This window comes from Pseudomonas sp. GW821-FHT01C01 (genome assembly GCF_059422645.1).
The window spans coordinates 25,041-42,548 of sequence record NZ_JBWKXF010000054.1 but is presented as its reverse complement, the minus strand read 5'-3'; the positions used below and the strand labels follow the sequence as shown (position 1 = coordinate 42,548).

11 protein-coding genes are annotated in these 17,508 nt (G+C 61.8%); 4 read left to right on the top strand and 7 right to left on the bottom strand.

Annotated features, from left to right (window positions below; all coding sequences use genetic code 11):
- The first annotated feature begins 806 nt into the window (after positions 1-806).
- The 4 genes from AC07XF_RS24390 to AC07XF_RS24375 are packed head-to-tail and all read left to right on the top strand — an operon-like array spanning position 807 to position 5,924.
- Positions 807-1,283, top strand: a complete 477-nt coding sequence (locus tag AC07XF_RS24390) for a formate dehydrogenase subunit gamma (RefSeq protein ID WP_495028518.1) — start codon at positions 807-809, stop codon at positions 1,281-1,283.
- The gene (locus AC07XF_RS24385; RefSeq protein WP_495028517.1) at positions 1,280-2,836 is read left to right on the top strand and encodes a formate dehydrogenase beta subunit; all 1,557 of its coding nucleotides are present in this window, start codon (positions 1,280-1,282) and stop codon (positions 2,834-2,836) included. The genes AC07XF_RS24390 and AC07XF_RS24385 overlap by 4 nt, the downstream gene beginning before the upstream one ends.
- Complete coding sequence (gene fdhF / locus AC07XF_RS24380; protein WP_495028516.1) at positions 2,833-5,706, top strand: formate dehydrogenase subunit alpha; 2,874 nt, start codon at positions 2,833-2,835, stop codon at positions 5,704-5,706. The genes AC07XF_RS24385 and fdhF overlap by 4 nt, the downstream gene beginning before the upstream one ends.
- Positions 5,703-5,924 (top strand): formate dehydrogenase subunit delta, encoded by a 222-nt coding sequence (locus tag AC07XF_RS24375; protein ID WP_007993881.1) that lies wholly within the window; start codon positions 5,703-5,705, stop codon positions 5,922-5,924. Before fdhF ends, AC07XF_RS24375 begins: the two co-directional genes overlap by 4 nt.
- A gap of 140 nt (positions 5,925-6,064) precedes the next feature.
- Here the strand turns inward: AC07XF_RS24375 and AC07XF_RS24370 are convergent, their stop codons facing one another.
- The 7 genes from AC07XF_RS24370 to AC07XF_RS24340 form a co-directional block, all read right to left on the bottom strand.
- Positions 6,065-6,409: a potassium channel family protein gene (locus AC07XF_RS24370; RefSeq protein WP_495028515.1), complete on the bottom strand. Its 345-nt coding sequence runs from the start codon at positions 6,407-6,409 to the stop codon at positions 6,065-6,067.
- A gap of 285 nt (positions 6,410-6,694) precedes the next feature.
- Complete coding sequence (locus AC07XF_RS24365; RefSeq protein ID WP_495028514.1) at positions 6,695-8,338, bottom strand: fatty acid--CoA ligase; 1,644 nt, start codon at positions 8,336-8,338, stop codon at positions 6,695-6,697.
- 24 nt (positions 8,339-8,362) lie between these two features.
- On the bottom strand, positions 8,363-10,141 hold the full coding sequence (locus AC07XF_RS24360; protein WP_495028513.1) for an acyl-CoA dehydrogenase C-terminal domain-containing protein: 1,779 nt from the start codon (positions 10,139-10,141) through the stop codon (positions 8,363-8,365).
- Positions 10,142-10,147: 6 nt separating this feature from the next.
- Entirely contained in the window at positions 10,148-12,685 is a 2,538-nt protein-coding gene (locus tag AC07XF_RS24355; RefSeq protein ID WP_495028512.1) for an efflux RND transporter permease subunit, read from the bottom strand.
- A gap of 16 nt (positions 12,686-12,701) precedes the next feature.
- Positions 12,702-13,790, bottom strand: a complete 1,089-nt coding sequence (locus AC07XF_RS24350) for a WD40/YVTN/BNR-like repeat-containing protein (protein ID WP_495028511.1) — start codon at positions 13,788-13,790, stop codon at positions 12,702-12,704.
- Between the two features lie 199 nt (positions 13,791-13,989).
- Entirely contained in the window at positions 13,990-15,348 is a 1,359-nt protein-coding gene (locus AC07XF_RS24345) for a DUF1329 domain-containing protein (protein WP_495028510.1), read from the bottom strand.
- A 41-nt stretch (positions 15,349-15,389) separates the two neighbouring features.
- Positions 15,390-17,393 (bottom strand): DUF1302 domain-containing protein, encoded by a 2,004-nt coding sequence (locus tag AC07XF_RS24340; protein ID WP_495028509.1) that lies wholly within the window; start codon positions 17,391-17,393, stop codon positions 15,390-15,392.
- Between the last annotated feature and the right edge of the window lie 115 nt (positions 17,394-17,508).

Genomic DNA, 17,508 nt, shown 5'->3' with positions numbered 1-17,508 from the left:
CGCCACAAGCACCCACACGAATTGCTTGATTCAGTTGTTAAAGAGCGGTTGGTTAAGAGCTTTTCGTCTCAACCGAGATGCACACCTTACAGCACACATCCTAAAATTGCACGCTTATAAACAATTAATTTTTTAACAAAATCAACTACTTACACCGAAAGCAGCTTCAAACTGCTCGTTAGCGGGAGGCGAATAATACAGCATTAAAATACGCGGTCAACCCCCACCCAGAAATTCTTTTTCCTTTCCAAGGAGGCCAGGTTGCCACTATGAAAGCTTCCAAGGTCTGTACGAAACATCAGGGCAGCAGAGAACCCAGGCTCGCGCCCATAGGGGTTGTGCGTGTTGACTGGCATTTGGGATTAGCCCCAAGGGTTTCGGGGCTTTTTATTGCTCGGTTCAAAGTAAATGCTCGGGAATCGGTTTTGAAATCTCCGGCCTCCAAGTCCTTCCGGTGGACTTGACCGTCAACCTCTCCAACGGCAATCCGCTGTGCATAAATCCGGAAACCTCCACTCAGCCACGGCACCTCATGTCGCACTCTTCTAGACTCAATAGAAGGTCGTAGACAGAACCAAGCACGTCGCTTTGGTGCGGATGAATTAAAGGCCGCGTGGCAAGCTGCCTTTTATGCCCTTTAAGAGGTGCGGCAAAGACCGCGCCGGGCACTACAAGATGCCCGCTCAGGGTGCCCTGGCCAACGGCCTGAAATTGCCACGATACCGTGACGTGGTGTGAGTGCCGCAGCCGACACTTTCGGACGACCGACAACCACCTGGTTTGTCCGTGACCGTGAGGAATGCTGTATGCCTGATGAGATGTTGCACCTGCCTATGGTCAACAGCCTGCTGGAGCGCCACAAGGGCTCCCCGGGTGCACTGTTGCCGATCCTTCATGAAATTCAGGAGGGCATCGGTTATATCCCCGATGCCGCCATTCCCGAGATAGCCCACGCCCTCAATCAGAGTCAGGCGGAGATTCGCGGGGTGATCAGTTTTTACCATGACTTCCGTACCGCGCCGCCGGCCCGGCATATCCTGCGTCTGTGCCGGGCCGAGTCGTGCAAGAGTCGCGGTGCCGAGCAGCTTGCTGCACAGTTGCGCGAACGTCTGCAACTGGACGATCACGGCAGCAGCGCCGACGGCAATATCAGTCTGCGCCCGGTGTATTGCCTCGGCGCTTGTGCGTGTTCGCCCGCTCTGGAGCTGGATGGTCAGGTGCATGCGCGGCTCAGTGCCGAGCGTCTGGATGCCTTGCTCGATGCTTGCCGGGAGGACGTATGAGCCTCTATTTGCCTAGTGATTCTGTCGCCCGTGCCGTGGGTGCCGATGAAGTGGCGGTCGCCCTTGCCGCGAAAGCCCAAGAACACAATTTGCCGCTGGATCTGCAACGCACCAGTTCGCGTGGCCTGTACTGGCTGGAACCGCTGCTGGAAATGGACACCCCGCAAGGCAGGATCGGCTTCGGCCCGCTGACCGCTGCCGATGTGCCATCAGTGCTCGATGCGCTGCAAGGCGAGCCGTCCGCCCATCCACTGGCCTTGGGCCCGGTGGAAGAATTGCCTTATCTCAAGTCTCAACAACGCCTGCTGTTCGCCCGCGCCGGTATTACCCGGCCGTTGTCGCTGGACGATTATCGAACCCACGGCGGTTTCGAGGGTTTAAAAAGAGCCGTCACCATCGGTGGCGAACAGACCGCGACTGAGGTGTTCGATTCGGGCCTGCGTGGGCGTGGCGGCGCGGCGTTCCCGGCCGGGATCAAATGGCGCACGGTGCGCGCGACTGAAGCGGCGCAGAAGTACATTGTGTGCAATGCCGACGAAGGCGACTCCGGCACCTTTGCCGACCGCATGCTGATGGAAGGCGATCCTTTCCTGCTGATCGAAGGCATGGCCATCGCCGGCCTCTGCGTCGGCGCCACCTACGGCTACATCTATGTGCGCTCGGAATATCCGGATGCCGTGGCCACACTGCGCGCAGCGCTGAACATTGCCCGGACCGCCGGTTACCTCGGCGCCAATGTCGGCGGCAGCGGTCAGGCCTTCGATATGGAAGTGCGCGTCGGTGCCGGCGCTTACATCTGCGGTGAAGAAACCGCGCTGCTGGACTCGCTCGAAGGCAAGCGCGGGATCGTTCGCGCCAAGCCGCCGATTCCCGCCCTGAAAGGCCTGTTCGGCCAGCCGACGCTGGTGCACAACGTTTTGACCCTGGCCTCGGTGCCGCTGATTCTGGCCAAGGGCGCGCAGTTCTATCGCGATTACGGCATGGGCCGTTCCTTGGGCACGATGCCCTTCCAATTGGCGGGCAATATTCGTCACGGTGGCCTGGTAGAACGGGCCTTTGGCCTGACCCTGCGGGAACTGGTGGAAGACTACGGCGGTGGTACCGCCAGTGGCCGACCGCTGAAGGCGGCGCAGGTCGGCGGCCCGCTCGGCGCCTGGGTGCCACCGGCGCAATTCGACACGCCGCTGGATTACGAAGCCTTCGCCGCCATCGGCGCGATGCTCGGTCACGGTGGTGTGGTGGTGGCGGACGACAGCCTGGACATGGCCCACATGGCGCGCTTCGCGATGCAGTTCTGCGCCGAGGAATCCTGCGGCAAATGCACCCCGTGCCGCATCGGCTCGACCCGAGGCGTGGAGGTAATCGACCGCCTGCTGGCGGCGCCTGACCAGAGCGGTCGCGATGAGCAGGTGATCATCCTCAAGGACCTGTGCGACACCCTGCAATACGGTTCGCTGTGTGCGTTGGGCGGCATGGTTTCCTTTCCGGTCGCCAGCGCCCTCAAGCACTTCCCCGCCGACTTCGGTCTGCAAGCCTCGGAGGCCGAGCAATGATCACTCTCTTCGACCCGAACACCGATATCGACCTTGGAACGCCGGCCCGCGACAGCCAGGTGCAAGTCACCCTGAACATCGACGGCCGCAGCATCAGCGTGCCCGAAGGGACGTCGGTGATGCGCGCCGCCGCGCTGCTGGGCACAACCATTCCCAAACTCTGTGCCACCGACAGCCTGGAAGCCTTCGGCTCCTGCCGCATGTGCCTGGTGGAGATCGACGGCATGCGCGGTTATCCGGCGTCCTGCACCACGCCGGTCAGCGAAGGCATGAGCGTGCACACCCAGACGCCGAAGCTCGCGACGCTGCGGCGCAATGTCATGGAGCTGTACATCTCCGATCACCCGCTGGACTGTCTGACCTGCTCGGCCAACGGCAACTGCGAGCTGCAAACCGTCGCCGGCCAAGTCGGCCTGCGGGAAGTTCGCTACGGCTATGAAGGCGACAACCATCTGGCCGACGTTAAGGACACTTCCAACCCCTACTTCGACTACGACCCGAGCAAGTGCATCGTCTGCAACCGCTGCGTGCGCGCCTGCGAAGAAACCCAGGGCACCTTTGCCCTGACCATTACCGGACGCGGGTTTGAATCCCGGGTCGCGGCCGCCGGTGGCGAGAATTTCCTCGACTCCGAATGCGTGTCCTGCGGCGCCTGTGTGCAGGCCTGCCCCACCGCGACGCTGATGGAAAAAAGCGTGGTCGAACTGGGTCAGCCCGAACGCAGTGTAATCACCACCTGTGCCTATTGCGGTGTGGGCTGCTCGTTCCGCGCCGAGATGAAAGGCGACCAGCTGGTGCGCATGGTTCCGGACAAGAACGGCCAGGCCAACCACGGCCACTCCTGCGTCAAGGGGCGCTTTGCCTGGGGCTACGCCACTCACCCGGATCGCATCACCAAACCGATGATCCGCAAACACATCAACGACCCGTGGCAAGAAGTCAGCTGGGATGAAGCGGTGACCTACGCCGCCAGCGAATTCCGCCGGTTGCAGCAAACATACGGCCGCGACTCCATTGGTGGCATCACCTCCAGCCGCTGCACCAACGAAGAAACCTACCTGGTGCAAAAACTGGTGCGCGCCGCGTTCGGCAACAACAACGTCGACACCTGTGCGCGGGTCTGCCACTCGCCGACCGGCTACGGCCTGAAACAAACCCTTGGCGAGTCCGCCGGCACCCAGAGTTTCGACTCGGTGATGCAGGCCGACGTGATCCTGGTAATGGGCGCCAACCCCAGCGACGCCCACCCGGTGTTCGCCTCCCAGCTCAAACGCCGCCTGCGTGAAGGCGCGCGGCTGATCGTCATCGATCCACGCCGCATTGATCTGGTGGACACGGTGCATGCCCGTGCCGAATTGCACCTGGCTCTGCGTCCGGGCACCAACGTCGCCATGCTCAACGCATTGGCCCACGTTATCGTCACCGAAGGCTTGCTCAACCAGGCCTTTATCGACGCCCGCTGCGAGGGCAGCGATTTCGCCCGCTGGAGCGAGTTCGTCAGCCGCGCAGAAAACTCGCCGGAAGTCCTTGGCGCCATCTGCGGTGTCGCCGCTGCCGACATCCGTGCCGCCGCCCGCCTGTATGCCACCGGCGGCAACGCGGCGATCTACTACGGCCTGGGCGTCACCGAGCACAGCCAGGGCAGCACCGCGGTCATGGGCATCGCCAACCTGGCCATGGCCACGGGTAACATCGGCCGCGAAGGCGTGGGCGTGAATCCGTTGCGTGGGCAGAACAACGTTCAGGGCTCCTGCGACATGGGCTCCTTCCCTCATGAGCTGCCCGGCTATCGGCACATCTCCAACGAGGTGGTGCGGGCGCAGTTTGAACAGGCCTGGAACGTCACCCTGCAACCCGACCCGGGCTTGCGCATTCCCAACATGTTCGAGGCCGCTCTGGGCGGCAGTTTCAAGGGCCTTTATTGCCAGGGCGAAGACATCGCCCAGAGCGATCCGAATACCCAGCACGTCACCGCGGCCCTGTCGGCCATGGAGTGCGTGGTGGTGCAGGACATTTTCCTCAACGAAACCGCCAAGTTCGCCCACGTATTCCTGCCGGGCAGCTCGTTTCTGGAAAAAGACGGCACCTTCACCAATGCCGAGCGGCGCATTTCCCGGGTGCGCAAGGTCATGGAGCCGCTGGGCGGCAAGGCCGACTGGGAAGGCACCGTGGCCCTGGCCAACGCCTTGGGTTACCCGATGAACTACCGGCACCCGTCAGAAATCATGGATGAAATCGCCAGCCTGACGCCAACCTTCACCAATGTCAGCTACACCGAACTGGACCGCCACGGCAGCCTGCAATGGCCGTGCAACGCGGCGGCACCGGACGGCACGCCGACCATGCACATCGAAGAGTTCGTGCGCGGCAAGGGGCGTTTCATGCTCACTGGCTACGTGCCCACTGAAGAAAAGGTCAACAGTCGCTACCCGCTGCTGCTGACCACCGGGCGCATCCTCAGCCAGTACAACGTCGGCGCCCAGACCCGGCGTACCGACAACGTTGCCTGGCACGACGAAGATCGCCTGGAAATCCATCCGACCGACGCCGAAAGCCGCGGAATCAACGAAGGTGACTGGGTCGGCATCGGCAGCCGCGCCGGCCAGACCGTACTGCGTGCGCGGGTCACCGAACGGGTCGCCCCGGGCGTGGTGTATACCACTTTCCACTTCCCGGAATCGGGGGCCAACGTCATCACCACCGACAACTCCGACTGGGCCACCAACTGTCCGGAGTACAAGGTCACCGCCGTGGAAGTCAGCCGCGTCTATCACCCTTCCGAGTGGCAAAAACGCTATCAGGAATTCAGTGACGAACAGCACCGTCTGTTGAATGAACGCCGTCAGGCGAAAGCGGAGGTACGCCGATGAGTACTGAAAACCTGATCAAGATGGCCAACCAGATCGCCCAGTACTTCACCAGCGAACCGGACCAGCAACTGGCCGTGCTCGGCGTGCGCAATCATCTGCAGATGTACTGGACGCCCGGCATGCGCAAGGAGTTGCTGGCCTGGCAGACGGAGCATCAGGGGGCGGATTTGCACCCGCTGGCGCAGGCGGCGGTCAGTGGGGCGGGTTGGGAGGCTTAGTCTGAAGGATCCCGGATGAATAACTGTGGGAGCGGGCTTGCTCGCGAAGGCGTCAGTCCAGGCGACATTGATGTTGAATGTACTGGCCCCTTCGCGAGCAAGCCCGCTCCCACAGGAGAGTGAGTGTTGGTTGGTTGCCCCTACTCCTTGCCCTTCGCTGCCGCCGTCACAGTCACTTCAATCGCCCGGACACTGACCGCCGCAAACGTCGCCGTCATCAGCACCCCATTGAAACCCAGCAAGATCGCCAGCACTCGTGACACGCCCAGTTTGGGCACCAGTTCTCCGTAGCCGATAGTCAGGCCGGTCACGAAGGCGAAGTAGACGCCGTCATACGGGTTCCACCCTTCCAGGTAGGCGATGATGAGGCCGAACGCAATGATCACTAGCAGCAATATCGAGAAGATCGGCCACACCACTTTGAAGTAGAACCAGACGGCCTTGTAGAACTCGTGACGGACGCTTGATGCACGGGTGAGGTTCATGTCGTGGGCTTCCTGGGGTTTGACTGATGCACGGCGGTTCAACACCCCGTTCAGCTTGGCACAAGCGCTGAAAACTGCGACCAGCGGGGTGTTATCTCTGGCAAGGACTATGACAAAGATGACGCCCCGCAAACTATCCAGAAACCGCCCGCTGTTGGATTCCTGTAGGAGCGAGCTTGCTCGCGATGGACTAGAGCGCGCTGCGTTTAACCAGGAAACACGCGTTATCGTTAACGACCATCGCGAGCAAGCTCGCTCCTACAACAACAGTGCCAGGTTTATCCCTCAGTTCGTTTCGCTTTCGCGAATCAGCTTCTTGTTGATCTTGCCGACGCTGGTCTTGGGGATTTCGGCGACGAATTTGAACTGCTTGGGGATCGCCCATTTATTGATGCGACCACCGTCGACAAAGCCTTGCAGGTGCGTCTCCAGAATCTTGCGATCCAGGTATTGGCCCGGCTCGCTGACGACCATCGCCATAGGGCGTTCACCCCATTGTTCGTCGACAATGCCCACGACGGCGACGGACATGACGGCCGGGTGTTCGCTGATCAGGCTTTCCAGCTCCAGTGAGCTGATCCACTCGCCGCCGGTCTTGATCACGTCCTTGATGCGGTCCTTGATTTCCACGCCGCCCAGTGGGTCGATCGAGGCCATGTCGCCGGTGTGCAGCCAGCCGTTGAGCCACAACTCCGCGCCTTTGTCCGGGGCTTTGAGATAACCCTGGGTCAGCCAGGGCGCGCGCACCACGATCTCGCCAAGGGACTCGCCGTCATGGGCCACGTCATTGCCGTCAGCGTCGATGATTTTCAGGTCGACCATCGGCACCGGGGTGCCGGTCTTGATACGGATCGGCAGTTGGGCTTCGGCGGATAGCTGAAGATCCTCGTCGCGCAGGTACGTCAGGCACAGCAACGGGCAGGTTTCCGACATGCCGTAGCCGGCGTGTACCACCATGCCCTTGGCGCTGGCTTCGCTGGCGATGCCGAGGGTCAGCGCACTGCCGCCGAGGAGCATTTTCCAGCCATCGAAACGGGTTGCCTTGCCTTCCGCACAGTTGAGGATCATCTGCAGAATGGTCGGCACGCAGTGGGAGAACGTCACCTTCTCTTCGCGGTACAACTTGACCAGACTGTTGGGTTCGTAGCGGCCCGGATACACCTGCTTGATGCCCATCAGGGTCGCGACATACGGCACGCCCCACGCATGTACGTGGAACATCGGCGTGATTGGCATGTACACATCGTCGGAGCGCAGCAGCGGCTGGCCTTGATAGACGCCCAGGGTGCCGACGGCGTTGAGGGTGTGCAGGACCAATTGCCGGTGGGTGAAGTACACACCTTTCGGGTCGCCGGTGGTGCCAGTGGTGTAGAACAGCGTCGCTACCGAATTCTCGTCGAAATCGGGGAAGTCGTATTGGTCCGGGGCCAGGGACAGCAGGTGCTCGTACTCACCGAGCACCGGCAGCGACGTCGTTGTCGCCTCGTCATCGGTGAGCTGCAGGTAGCCTTTTACGGTTTCCAACCGTCCGTGGATCTGCTCGACCAGGGGCAGGAAATCGTCATGCACCAGCACCAAGTCATCCTCGGCGTGGTTCATGGTGTAGAGCACCTGCTCCGGGGACAGGCGAATGTTCACCGTGTGCAGCACCGCGCCGATCATCGGCACGGCGAAGAAGCATTCCAGGTAGCGGTGGCTGTCCCAGTCAAGCAGCGCCACCGTGTCACCGGCCTTGACCCCCGCCGCCGTCAGCGCATTGGCCAGTCGGCGGATGCGCTGGTTCAGCGTCTGGTAGCTGTAGCGCAGTTTGTCGGCGTAGACGATTTCCCGGCCCGGCTCGTAGCGCACGCCGGACAGCAGCAATTGCTTGATCAGCAAGGGATAGGCATAAGCGCCGTCGGCGGGCGGGATTATTTTTGTCGCCATCATGATTAAGGTTCCTTGTCCTTTTGATCAGAACTGATCGGCTTGCAACTCATAGAGGCAGTCGCTGCCGGCCTTGGCCGATGCGCTCAACGAGTGGATGCGCGGCAGCAACCGGGCAAAGTAGAAACGCGCGGTCGCCAGTTTGCTGGTGTAGAAGTCATCCTCGGCATCCCCGCTCATGACGGCCTTGGCCATGCGCGCCCACATGTAGGCGTACGCGGTGTAGCCAAACACGTGCAAGTACTCGACCGAGGCCGCGCCGATTTCATTCGGGTTGCTCTGGGCCCGATCCAGCAACCACACGGTCAACTCGTCGAGGGTGTCCACGGCGGCGTTCAGCGGTTTGGTGAACTCGCCGAGGTCAGCGCAGGCATTGGCGGTGAAGTTGCGGATTTCCGAAGCGAACAAACGGTAAAGCGCCCCGCCGCTGCCGACGATCTTGCGCCCGGCCAGGTCCAGGGACTGGATGCCGTTGGTGCCTTCGTAGATCTGGGTGATGCGCACATCGCGCACCAGTTGCTCCTGACCCCATTCGCGAATGTAGCCGTGGCCGCCGAAGACCTGCTGGCCGTGGATAGTGGTTTCCAGGCCCATGTCGGTGAGAAACGCCTTGGCCACCGGGGTCAGCAGCGATACCAATTCCTGGGCCCGGGTGCGGGTTGTGGCGTCTTCGCTGTACTTGGCGATGTCCAGTTGCAGGGCCACGTAGCTGGAGAACGCACGGCCGCCTTCGTTCAAGGCTTTCATGGTCAACAGCATGCGGCGCACGTCCGGGTGCACGATGATCGGGTCGGCGGCTTTGTCCTTGTTCTGCGCGCCGGTCGGTGCGCGGCTTTGCAGACGGTCACGGGCGTATGCGACGGCGTTCTGGTACGAGCGTTCGCCCTGTGCCAGACCCTGGATGCCCACGCCCAGACGCTCGTAGTTCATCATGGTGAACATGGCCGCCAGGCCTTTGTTCGGTGCGTCGACGATCCAGCCGGTGGCGCCATCGAAGTTCATCACGCACGTGGCGGAGGCCTTGATGCCCATCTTGTGTTCGATGGAGCCGCAGGACAGTGCGTTGTTTTCACCCAGCGAACCGTCGCCATTGACCAGCACCTTGGGCACCAGAAACAGCGAGATGCCTTTGGGCCCCGCCGGTGCATCCGGCAGTCGCGCCAGCACCAGATGGATGATGTTCTCGGTCAGGTCGTGGTCGCCGCCGGTGATGAAGATCTTGCTGCCGCTGACCTTGTAGCTACCGTCGGCCTGGGGCTCGGCACGGGTGCGAATCAGGCCCAGGTCGGTGCCGGAGTGGGCTTCGGTCAGGCACATCGAACCGGTCCAGGTGCCGGCGTACATGTTGGGCAGATAGCGTTGCTTGAGTTCTTCGCTGGCGTGAGCCTTGATCGACAGACACGCGCCGGCGGTCAGCATCGGGTACAGGCCGAACGACAGGCTGGCCGAGTTGACCATCTCTTCGACCTGCGCCGAAATCGCCTTGGGCATGCCCATGCCACCGTATTGCGGATCACCGCCGACACCGACCCAGCCACCCTCGGCGAAGGCTTGATACGCCTCGGCAAAACCGTCCGGCGCGGTGACCGAGCCATTGCTCCAGGTGCAGCCCTGTTCGTCGCTGGCGCGATTCAATGGCGCGATCACTTCGCCGCTGATCTTGCCGGCCTCTTCGAGAATGGCGGCGGCGGTTTCTTCATCGATCACTTCGGCCAGGCCAGGCAATTTGGCCCATAGGCGGGACACCTGGAAAACCTCGTTGAGTACGAAGCGCATGTCGCGCAGGGGAGCTTTGTAATCAGACATCTTGGCTTACTCGGAAGTGGTCAGGGCATGCGGTATGCCGGGACGTTCAGTGGATTCAGTGTTTTCGGCTGCCGCAACAGAATCGGGCTCAGGTGCCCGTTCGCGCAGCAGGAAGTACGACAGGGCCGGAATCAGGATCAGTGCGCCGAGCATGTTCCACAGGAACATGAAGGTCAGCAGGATGCCCATGTCGGCCTGGAACTTGATCGGCGACCAGACCCAGCACACCACGCCGGCTGCGAGGGTGATGCCCACCAGCCCGACCACCCGGCCGGTAAACGACACGGCGTTGCGGTAGGCCTGGGACAGCGGCAAGCCCTGACGCTGGAAGTGCAGTTGCACGCTGAGCAGGTACAGGGCGTAGTCGACGCCGATGCCGACGCCGAGGGCGATCACCGGCAGGGTCGCGACTTTCACGCCGATGCCCATGGCCACCATCAAGGCTTCGCAGAGGATCGAGGTCAGCACCAGCGGTAACAGCGCCACCAGCGTGGCTCGCCAGCTGCGGAAGGTGATCAGGCAGAACAGCGTCACCGCCGCGTACACATACAGCAGCATGGTGTGATTGGCTTCGCGCACCACGATGTTGGTCGCCGCCTCGATACCGGCGCTGCCAGCGGCGAGCAGGAACTGGCGATCGTCGCTGCTGTTTTCCCTGGCGGTACTGTTTTCCTTGGAGAACCTGTCGGCAATCGCCACCACGGCGTCCAGGGTTTCGGCCTTGTGATCCTTGAGGAAGGTAATCACTGGCATCAGCGAGCATTCGGTGTTGAACAGCTCCGGCGAGTTGACCGAGGCTTGCTGCGCGGCGTAGTTGAGCACGTCCTGGTTGCGCTGGATGCTGTTGAGCTTGGGGTTGCCCTCATAGGTGCCGGCGGTGATCTGCCGTACCGCGTTGACCAGCGAAGCCGTGGCCTGCACGCCCGGATACTGTTGCAGCTCCCAGGCCAGGCGGTCGGCGAGCACCAGAGTCTTGTAGTTCAGGCAACCTTCCGGCGCGGTCTTGATCATCACCGCGAACAGGTCGCTGGACAGCGCGTAATGCTGGGTGATGTAGGCGTTGTCGCGGTTGTAGCGCGAGTCGGCGCGCAACTCTGGCGCGCCGCTTTCCAGATCGCCGATCTTCAGGTTGAGGCTGACCATGTAACCGCCAATGCCCATCAACACCGCGACCAGCACGGCGCCCGTGGCCCACTTGGCGGTGGTGAAGCGATCGAGCGCGTCCCACAACCGGCCGAAGCCTTTATGCTTTTCGGCACGGGTGTCGATTTTCAGCGCGCGCTCGGCGGCCTTGGCGCCAACACCGATATAGGACAGCGCCACCGGCATCAGCAACAGCGAGGTGAAGATCAGCACCGCGACACCGATACTGGCGGTGATCGCCAGGTCCTGGATCACCGGAATGTCGATCAGCATCAACACGGCAAAACCCACGGCATCGGCCAGCAGTGCGGTGACGCCAGCAATGAACAGACGGCGGAAGGTGTAGCGCGCGGCGATCAGTTTGTGGGTGCCACGGGCGATGTCCTGCATGATGCCGTTCATCTTCTGCGCGGCGTGGGACACGCCGATGGCGAAGATCAAAAACGGCACCAACACCGAATACGGATCGATGGCGTAACCGAGCCAGGCGACGATGCCCAGTTGCCAGACCACCGCGATCAGCGAGCAGCCGACCACCAGCAGGGTGCTGCGCACGCAACGGGTGTAGGCGTAGATGATGGCCAGCGAAGTGACGACGGCCAGACCGAAGAACATCATCACCTGAATCAAGCCGTCGATCAGGTCGCCCATGAGTTTGGCGAAGCCGATCACCCGCACCTTGTAATGGCCGGAGCCTTCTACCCCGGATTTACGCGCAGCGCTGTCGCCAGCGTATTCGATTTTGTCGCGCAACTGCTCTTCGAGCATCTGCGAGAACGCGTGGTAGTTGATGCGCTGACCACCGGCGGCGGCTTTGTCCAGCAGCGGCACGATCAGCATGGTCGACTTGAAGTCGCTGGCCACCAGGCTGCCGACAATGCCGGCGCGGGAAATGTTCTGGCGCAGTTGTTCGATCTGTTCAGGCTGCCCTGAATAGGTGTCGGGCATCACCGGGCCACCCTGGAAACCGTCCTCGGTGACTTCGGTCCAGCGCACCGCCGGGCTCCACAGGGACTTCATCCAGGCGCGGTCGACGCCTTCGGTGAGGAATAATTGGTCGTTGACCTGCTTGAGTACGTCGAGGTATTCGGGATCGAAAATATCGCCTTGGGTGTTCTCTACCACCACCCGCACCGAGTTGCCCAACCCGCGCAGCGACTGGCGATTTTCCAGGAAGTTCTGGATGTACGGCTGGCTCTGCGGAATCATTTTTTCGAAGCTGGGGCGCAGCTCCAGACGCGTCGCCGCCATGTAGCCCAACACCACGGTGGCCAGCGCCATCAACAGCATGAACATCGGGCGGAAGTTGAACACCAGCCGTTCGAGGAGGTTGCCGGAGCGCTGGTCGAAATCACGCACATCGCGGATCACCGGCATGGCGTCTTGTTTGATATTGCCCATGTCTGGGTTCTCGCTCTTAGGGTTCGAGGGCTGGGTCGGTGGACAGCGTCCGGGCACCACGGCTGCCCGCCAGCACCAGCGCGCCGTCGGCGGACTGGGTGGCGCCGGCGACCGGTGTCGGTGCCGGTTGCTGCACCAGATGCAACTGCACGCCCGTCCCTTGGCTGACCAGCATCTGCCCGCCCTGGGTGAACAAGCGGTAGTTGCCACGGGAATCGATCAGGCCTGCGGTGATGCTGACGTGCAGGCCGGTGTCCAGTGCGGTCCAGCTCTGGCCGCCGTCGGTGCTGCGCAGCACGTTGCCGCGCAGTCCGTAGACCAGCACTTCGCCGGGCTTGCCGAGCACGCCGAAGAAGCTGCCCTGATACGGCGTCGACACGGCGGCGAAGCGCTGGGCATTGTCATCCCATTTGAGCAACAGACCCTGCTCGCCGGCGATATACAAACTGTCACCGGTGGAGGCAATTGCGTTGAGGTGCAAGCTCTGCGGGTTGTCGGTGCGATCCTGGAACGGCGTCCAGGTCTGGCCGCCGTCGTCGGTGCGCAGGATCAGGTTGAACACGCCGACTACATAGCCGACTTTGTCGTTGGCGAACCAGACGTCTAGCAGCGGTTTGTCCGCGCCTTGATCGGCTAGTCGTTGGCCTTCCATAGCCAACTGGGGCCATTGCTCATTGCCCGGTTCGGCGCTGGCCAGCGCCGTGTAATGCTTGACCAGCAAAGCGCCGATCTGACGACCGTCGAGTTGCTTTTGCCAGGTCGCGCCGGCGTCGCTGCTGTGCAGCACCACGCCGTCATTACCCACCGCCCAGCCTTGGGTGGTGGTCGGAAAATTCACCGCAGTGAGGTCGGCACTGGCCGGTACGACGGCCTGTTGCCAGTGGTTTCCCGAATCATCGGAAAACAGAATATGGCCACGCTGGCCGACGGTAATCACACGCCCACCGGCGCGGGTCATGCCGGACAACGGGCTGTTGATGGCCAAGGCACTGACCCTGGCGGGCAGGTCCAGCACATCGACGTAATCGGCCGCGTGGGTGACGCCTTGCAACAGGCCGAGCACGACGCCCAACGCCAGCTGCAAACAGTTTTTATACGAACACATACCGCGTCCTCTTCGGAAAACCGCGTCGAGGCACACTTGCGTGTGCCTGACGTGCAGGTCATGCCGCTGTAGGAGCGTGCTTGCTCGCGATGGACGTGAACGATTACGCGTGCTGTCTGGATGCCCGCGTCGCCCTCTGGTCCATCGCGAGCAAGCTCGCTCCTACAGTGGATCGTGCGAGCGTTTGCTTGCGGTTGGCTTAGCGAATACCGGCGCCTGCCAGGGATTCCGACGACCACTGCGCCTTGGAGAGCGGGTCGATGTACTTGATGCCGCCGTAAGGGCCGACTACGCCGTTGATGTTGTAGGAACCACCGACCAGGTCGTAGATCATGAACGGCGTGGAGTCCGGCACCTGCTTGTCATAGCTCTGGCTCAGGAAGGCGAAGGAGCCGCGATAGAGCTGACCACGGGCGTCATATTGATCCGAGGCCAGAGCGGTCCAGCTGTCTTCGTCGAGGTAGAAGCGACGCTTGGCGTAGATGTGACGCGCACCGGCCTTGAGGTTGCCTTCGACGACCCAGACGCGGTGTTTTTCCCAGCGCACGAAGTCTGGTGCCAGGTGGTTGGCGGTGGTCAGCGACTTCGGATCCTGGACGTAGGTCAGCTTGTAGGTGTTGTAGGGCACGATCATTTCCTGCTTGCCCACCAGCTTCCAGTCGTAGCGATCCAGCGCACCGTTGAACACGAACACGTCATCGTAGGTGCCCGCGCCGGCGGTCCCCGGGTTAGGCGTGTCGTACGCCAGGCTCGGCGCCAGCTTGACCCGTCGCTGCCCCGGCAAGTACTGCCAGGCACGACGCGGCTGCTGCAACGGGTTGGCGGCGTCCTTGAGCATGATCGCCTCACCGGCCCGGCGCGCAGGGCCGGTGTACGCCAGCTTCATCTGGTAGTACACGTCGGCGCTGCTGATCGGCTGCGAGAGATTTTCATAGATCGGGTAGGAGATGTTCGCTTGCCCGGTGGTCGCCAGGCTCGCCACGCCGGCTGAGTCGACGTTCCAGGAGTCGTACTTGGAGCTGATGCTGACGCCTTGGTAGCGCAGCAGGAAGTTCCACATCGCTTCGTTGCCCGATTGTGGAATCGGGAACGGAATGCCCGGCAGCACGTTGTCGATGGCCAGGCCACCTTCGAGGGACTTGGCGCCGCTGGCGTTCTTCACGCCGTTATCCAGAATGGCCTGGGGCAGCGAAACTGTGCGGTGCGTCGGGAACACGTCGACATGGAAAGTCGGGAATCGCTTGGCCAGTTCTGCCGTGGTTGCCGTGAGCAGGCCCTTGTATTGATCGACATTCTTGCCGTCGATCACCAACAGCGGTTTTTCGCTGGCAAACGGATCCGGACGCATGCTGTCGCCGGCTTTGAAGCTGGCCGGCGCGGTGGTCAGGCCACCGTTGTAGGCAGGGATGGAACCATCAGCGTTCCCGGCTTTTTCAGCGCCCACCATGGTCAGGCTGGTGCCCAGTTTGGCAGCTTCCTGGGTTGAAACAGCGGCCTGTGCCTGGGCGGCAAGGACCATGGCCAGCGAAGCGGCCAACACGGTTTGTACAAATTTCATCTTGTTATTCTCCTGCTTGCATTGAGCAAATCAGTGGTGAATCAAAAGGTTGTTTTCATCGTCAGGTACACGGCGCCACGGTCCTCAGTCGTGGCACCACCTCCGGAGAAGGACGAATAGCCACCGGCGAAACAGGCGTAGTTTTCGTTGCCGCTGAAGGCGTTCGGAGTGGAGCCGTCACCGCCGTTCGGGCCGGTGCTCACACCGCTGACATTGCATTTTTCGGTTTTGCCGAAGGAGTCCACGTACTTCAGGTCGACAAAGTATTTGTTGTACACAACGGCACCGACGCCAACGGCATAGTTGCCGGTGTCCTTGGCACCGCCACCGGAGACCGGCGACACACCGGCGAGACCCACGTTGACCGCCATCGGCGCGTTGAGGTCGACACCGGGGAACACCTGGTACCAGGTCGGTGTGAAGTTGACCGCGATGCCCCAGTTGTCCCGGGTCGGTGCGTCGATGCCGCGATAGCTGTCCTTGCCCTTGTAGAGCGCTTCGTTCTTGCTATCGAGCTTGAGCAGGTTGCTGTAGTACAGCTCGGCAAGCACTGTTGCCTGATCGAACACTGGCGTTTTCGGCAGGGTCATCAGACCGTTGAGCGTCCAGTGCAAGGTGTCACCGGTGGCGCTCATGCTGTCGCCGCGGCTCGGGGTGTCGTAGACCACACCGGTGGCGTCCGTACGTGCAGGCAGCAGACCCAGACCTTGACCCAGGCCCAGCGGGCTGCGGGTACTGACAATCGCCGGAATACTGGCCAGCGGCATGTTGTGACGGATGTTCAGGTCCGAGCCGACGCTGACCCCGCCCACGTCCTTGGACAGGCTCAGGCCAAAGATCTTGATGTTGTCGGCATACGCCAGTTGATAGGTGGCGGTGTCCAGCGAATTGAGGGTGTTGACCACCGCAGGCACTTGCCCTGCCGGCCGGGTGCCGTTGGGGTTGGCCGAGGTAATGCCCCTGGCATCCAGCCAGGCTTGCGGCAGGATTTCCGAAGTCTCGCGGTAGTAGACGCCGAGAGTGCCATCCAGCCAGGCCGGCGACCACTTGGCCATGACGCCCCAGTCGCCGCTGCTGCCCGGTGTCAGGTCATGGCCGCGACGCACGTTGGTCAACGCGTTGCACGGCGCCAGGCCACAACCCAGCGGGCTGCCAGGCACCTTGGCGTTGGTGTTGCCGAGCAGGAACGACTGCGCACCATAGCCGATCAGATCCGAACCACCGTAGTAAGTACCGGCTTCGGGCAGACGCGCGGCGTCCCAATCGAGGAAGTACTGGGCACCCAGGGTCAATTCCGGATTGACAGTGAACGTCATCGACAGTTGATTGCGCGGGACGAACAGTTCCTTGGCTTCGGTGCCCGGCGACGCGGCAAGCTTGGCCAGGTCGAGGCCGGACTGGCCGTAGCTGACCGAGTGCACCGGGTTGAGAATGGTCTCGCCCCAGAACACGTTGTGCTGACCGGCCTTGGCGCTGAACATCGACTCCTCGCCCACTTCGGTGCTGTAGAACACGAAGGCATCGAGGATTTCGCCCGAAGGACCGCTGTAGTAGCGCTGGGCATAGTTGCTCAGGTGCGGGCTGCCATTGCCGACGTTGTCATTGGTGACCGCAGCCAGGCGCGGGTCGTTGGCGATCAGGCCCGACGTCGATCCATTGCCGTTGACGAATGGGTTGGAGTTGGAACCGGTGTTGTCATAGGCCTTGTCGTACCAGCTGGCGGCGCTGACGCGAAAGCCCATGGAATTCTTGTAGACCACATCCATTTCGGTCAACAGGTCGATACGGTTGGTGATGTTGGTGCCGGCCTTGCGGAAGTTGTAGTCGCCGTCGTTGTTATTCGGCGTTCCCAACATGCGTTTGTCGGCGCTTTCGGTGCGCACGCCGTAGTTGTACTTGACGGTGTTATCCAGGCGCGCGGTCCAGTCCGGGTTGCCCAAATCGAGCTCGACCCCATGGGCCGCCGGCGCGATGACGGCCAGAATGGCCGAGGCCAACAAGGTGTAGCGTGCTGCGGTGAAGCCGTGACTCTTATTGTTGTGCATTGCGTTGTCTCCGCCTTTTTGTATTTGTTTTAAGCGCAGCCGCCCTCACGCAAACATAGATGGGTTTGCGTTTAAGGAATGAGGGCAAATGCCGGTTGGCGTACTGCCAGTCCAG

Bases quoted from the DNA above. Each gene is read 5' to 3' on its own strand.
- fdhF (WP_495028516.1), top strand. From the start codon at position 2,833: ATGATCACTCTCTTCGACCCGAACACCGATATCGACCTTGGAACGCCG.
- AC07XF_RS24355 (WP_495028512.1), bottom strand. From the start codon at position 12,685: ATGGGCAATATCAAACAAGACGCCATGCCGGTGATCCGCGATGTGCGT.
- AC07XF_RS24375 (WP_007993881.1), top strand. From the start codon at position 5,703: ATGAGTACTGAAAACCTGATCAAGATGGCCAACCAGATCGCCCAGTAC.
- AC07XF_RS24345 (WP_495028510.1), bottom strand. From the start codon at position 15,348: ATGAAATTTGTACAAACCGTGTTGGCCGCTTCGCTGGCCATGGTCCTT.
- AC07XF_RS24360 (WP_495028513.1), bottom strand. From the start codon at position 10,141: ATGTCTGATTACAAAGCTCCCCTGCGCGACATGCGCTTCGTACTCAAC.
- AC07XF_RS24365 (WP_495028514.1), bottom strand. From the start codon at position 8,338: ATGATGGCGACAAAAATAATCCCGCCCGCCGACGGCGCTTATGCCTAT.
- AC07XF_RS24390 (WP_495028518.1), top strand. From the start codon at position 807: ATGCCTGATGAGATGTTGCACCTGCCTATGGTCAACAGCCTGCTGGAG.
- AC07XF_RS24385 (WP_495028517.1), top strand. From the start codon at position 1,280: ATGAGCCTCTATTTGCCTAGTGATTCTGTCGCCCGTGCCGTGGGTGCC.
- AC07XF_RS24350 (WP_495028511.1), bottom strand. From the start codon at position 13,790: ATGTGTTCGTATAAAAACTGTTTGCAGCTGGCGTTGGGCGTCGTGCTC.
- AC07XF_RS24370 (WP_495028515.1), bottom strand. From the start codon at position 6,409: ATGAACCTCACCCGTGCATCAAGCGTCCGTCACGAGTTCTACAAGGCC.
- AC07XF_RS24340 (WP_495028509.1), bottom strand. From the start codon at position 17,393: ATGCACAACAATAAGAGTCACGGCTTCACCGCAGCACGCTACACCTTG.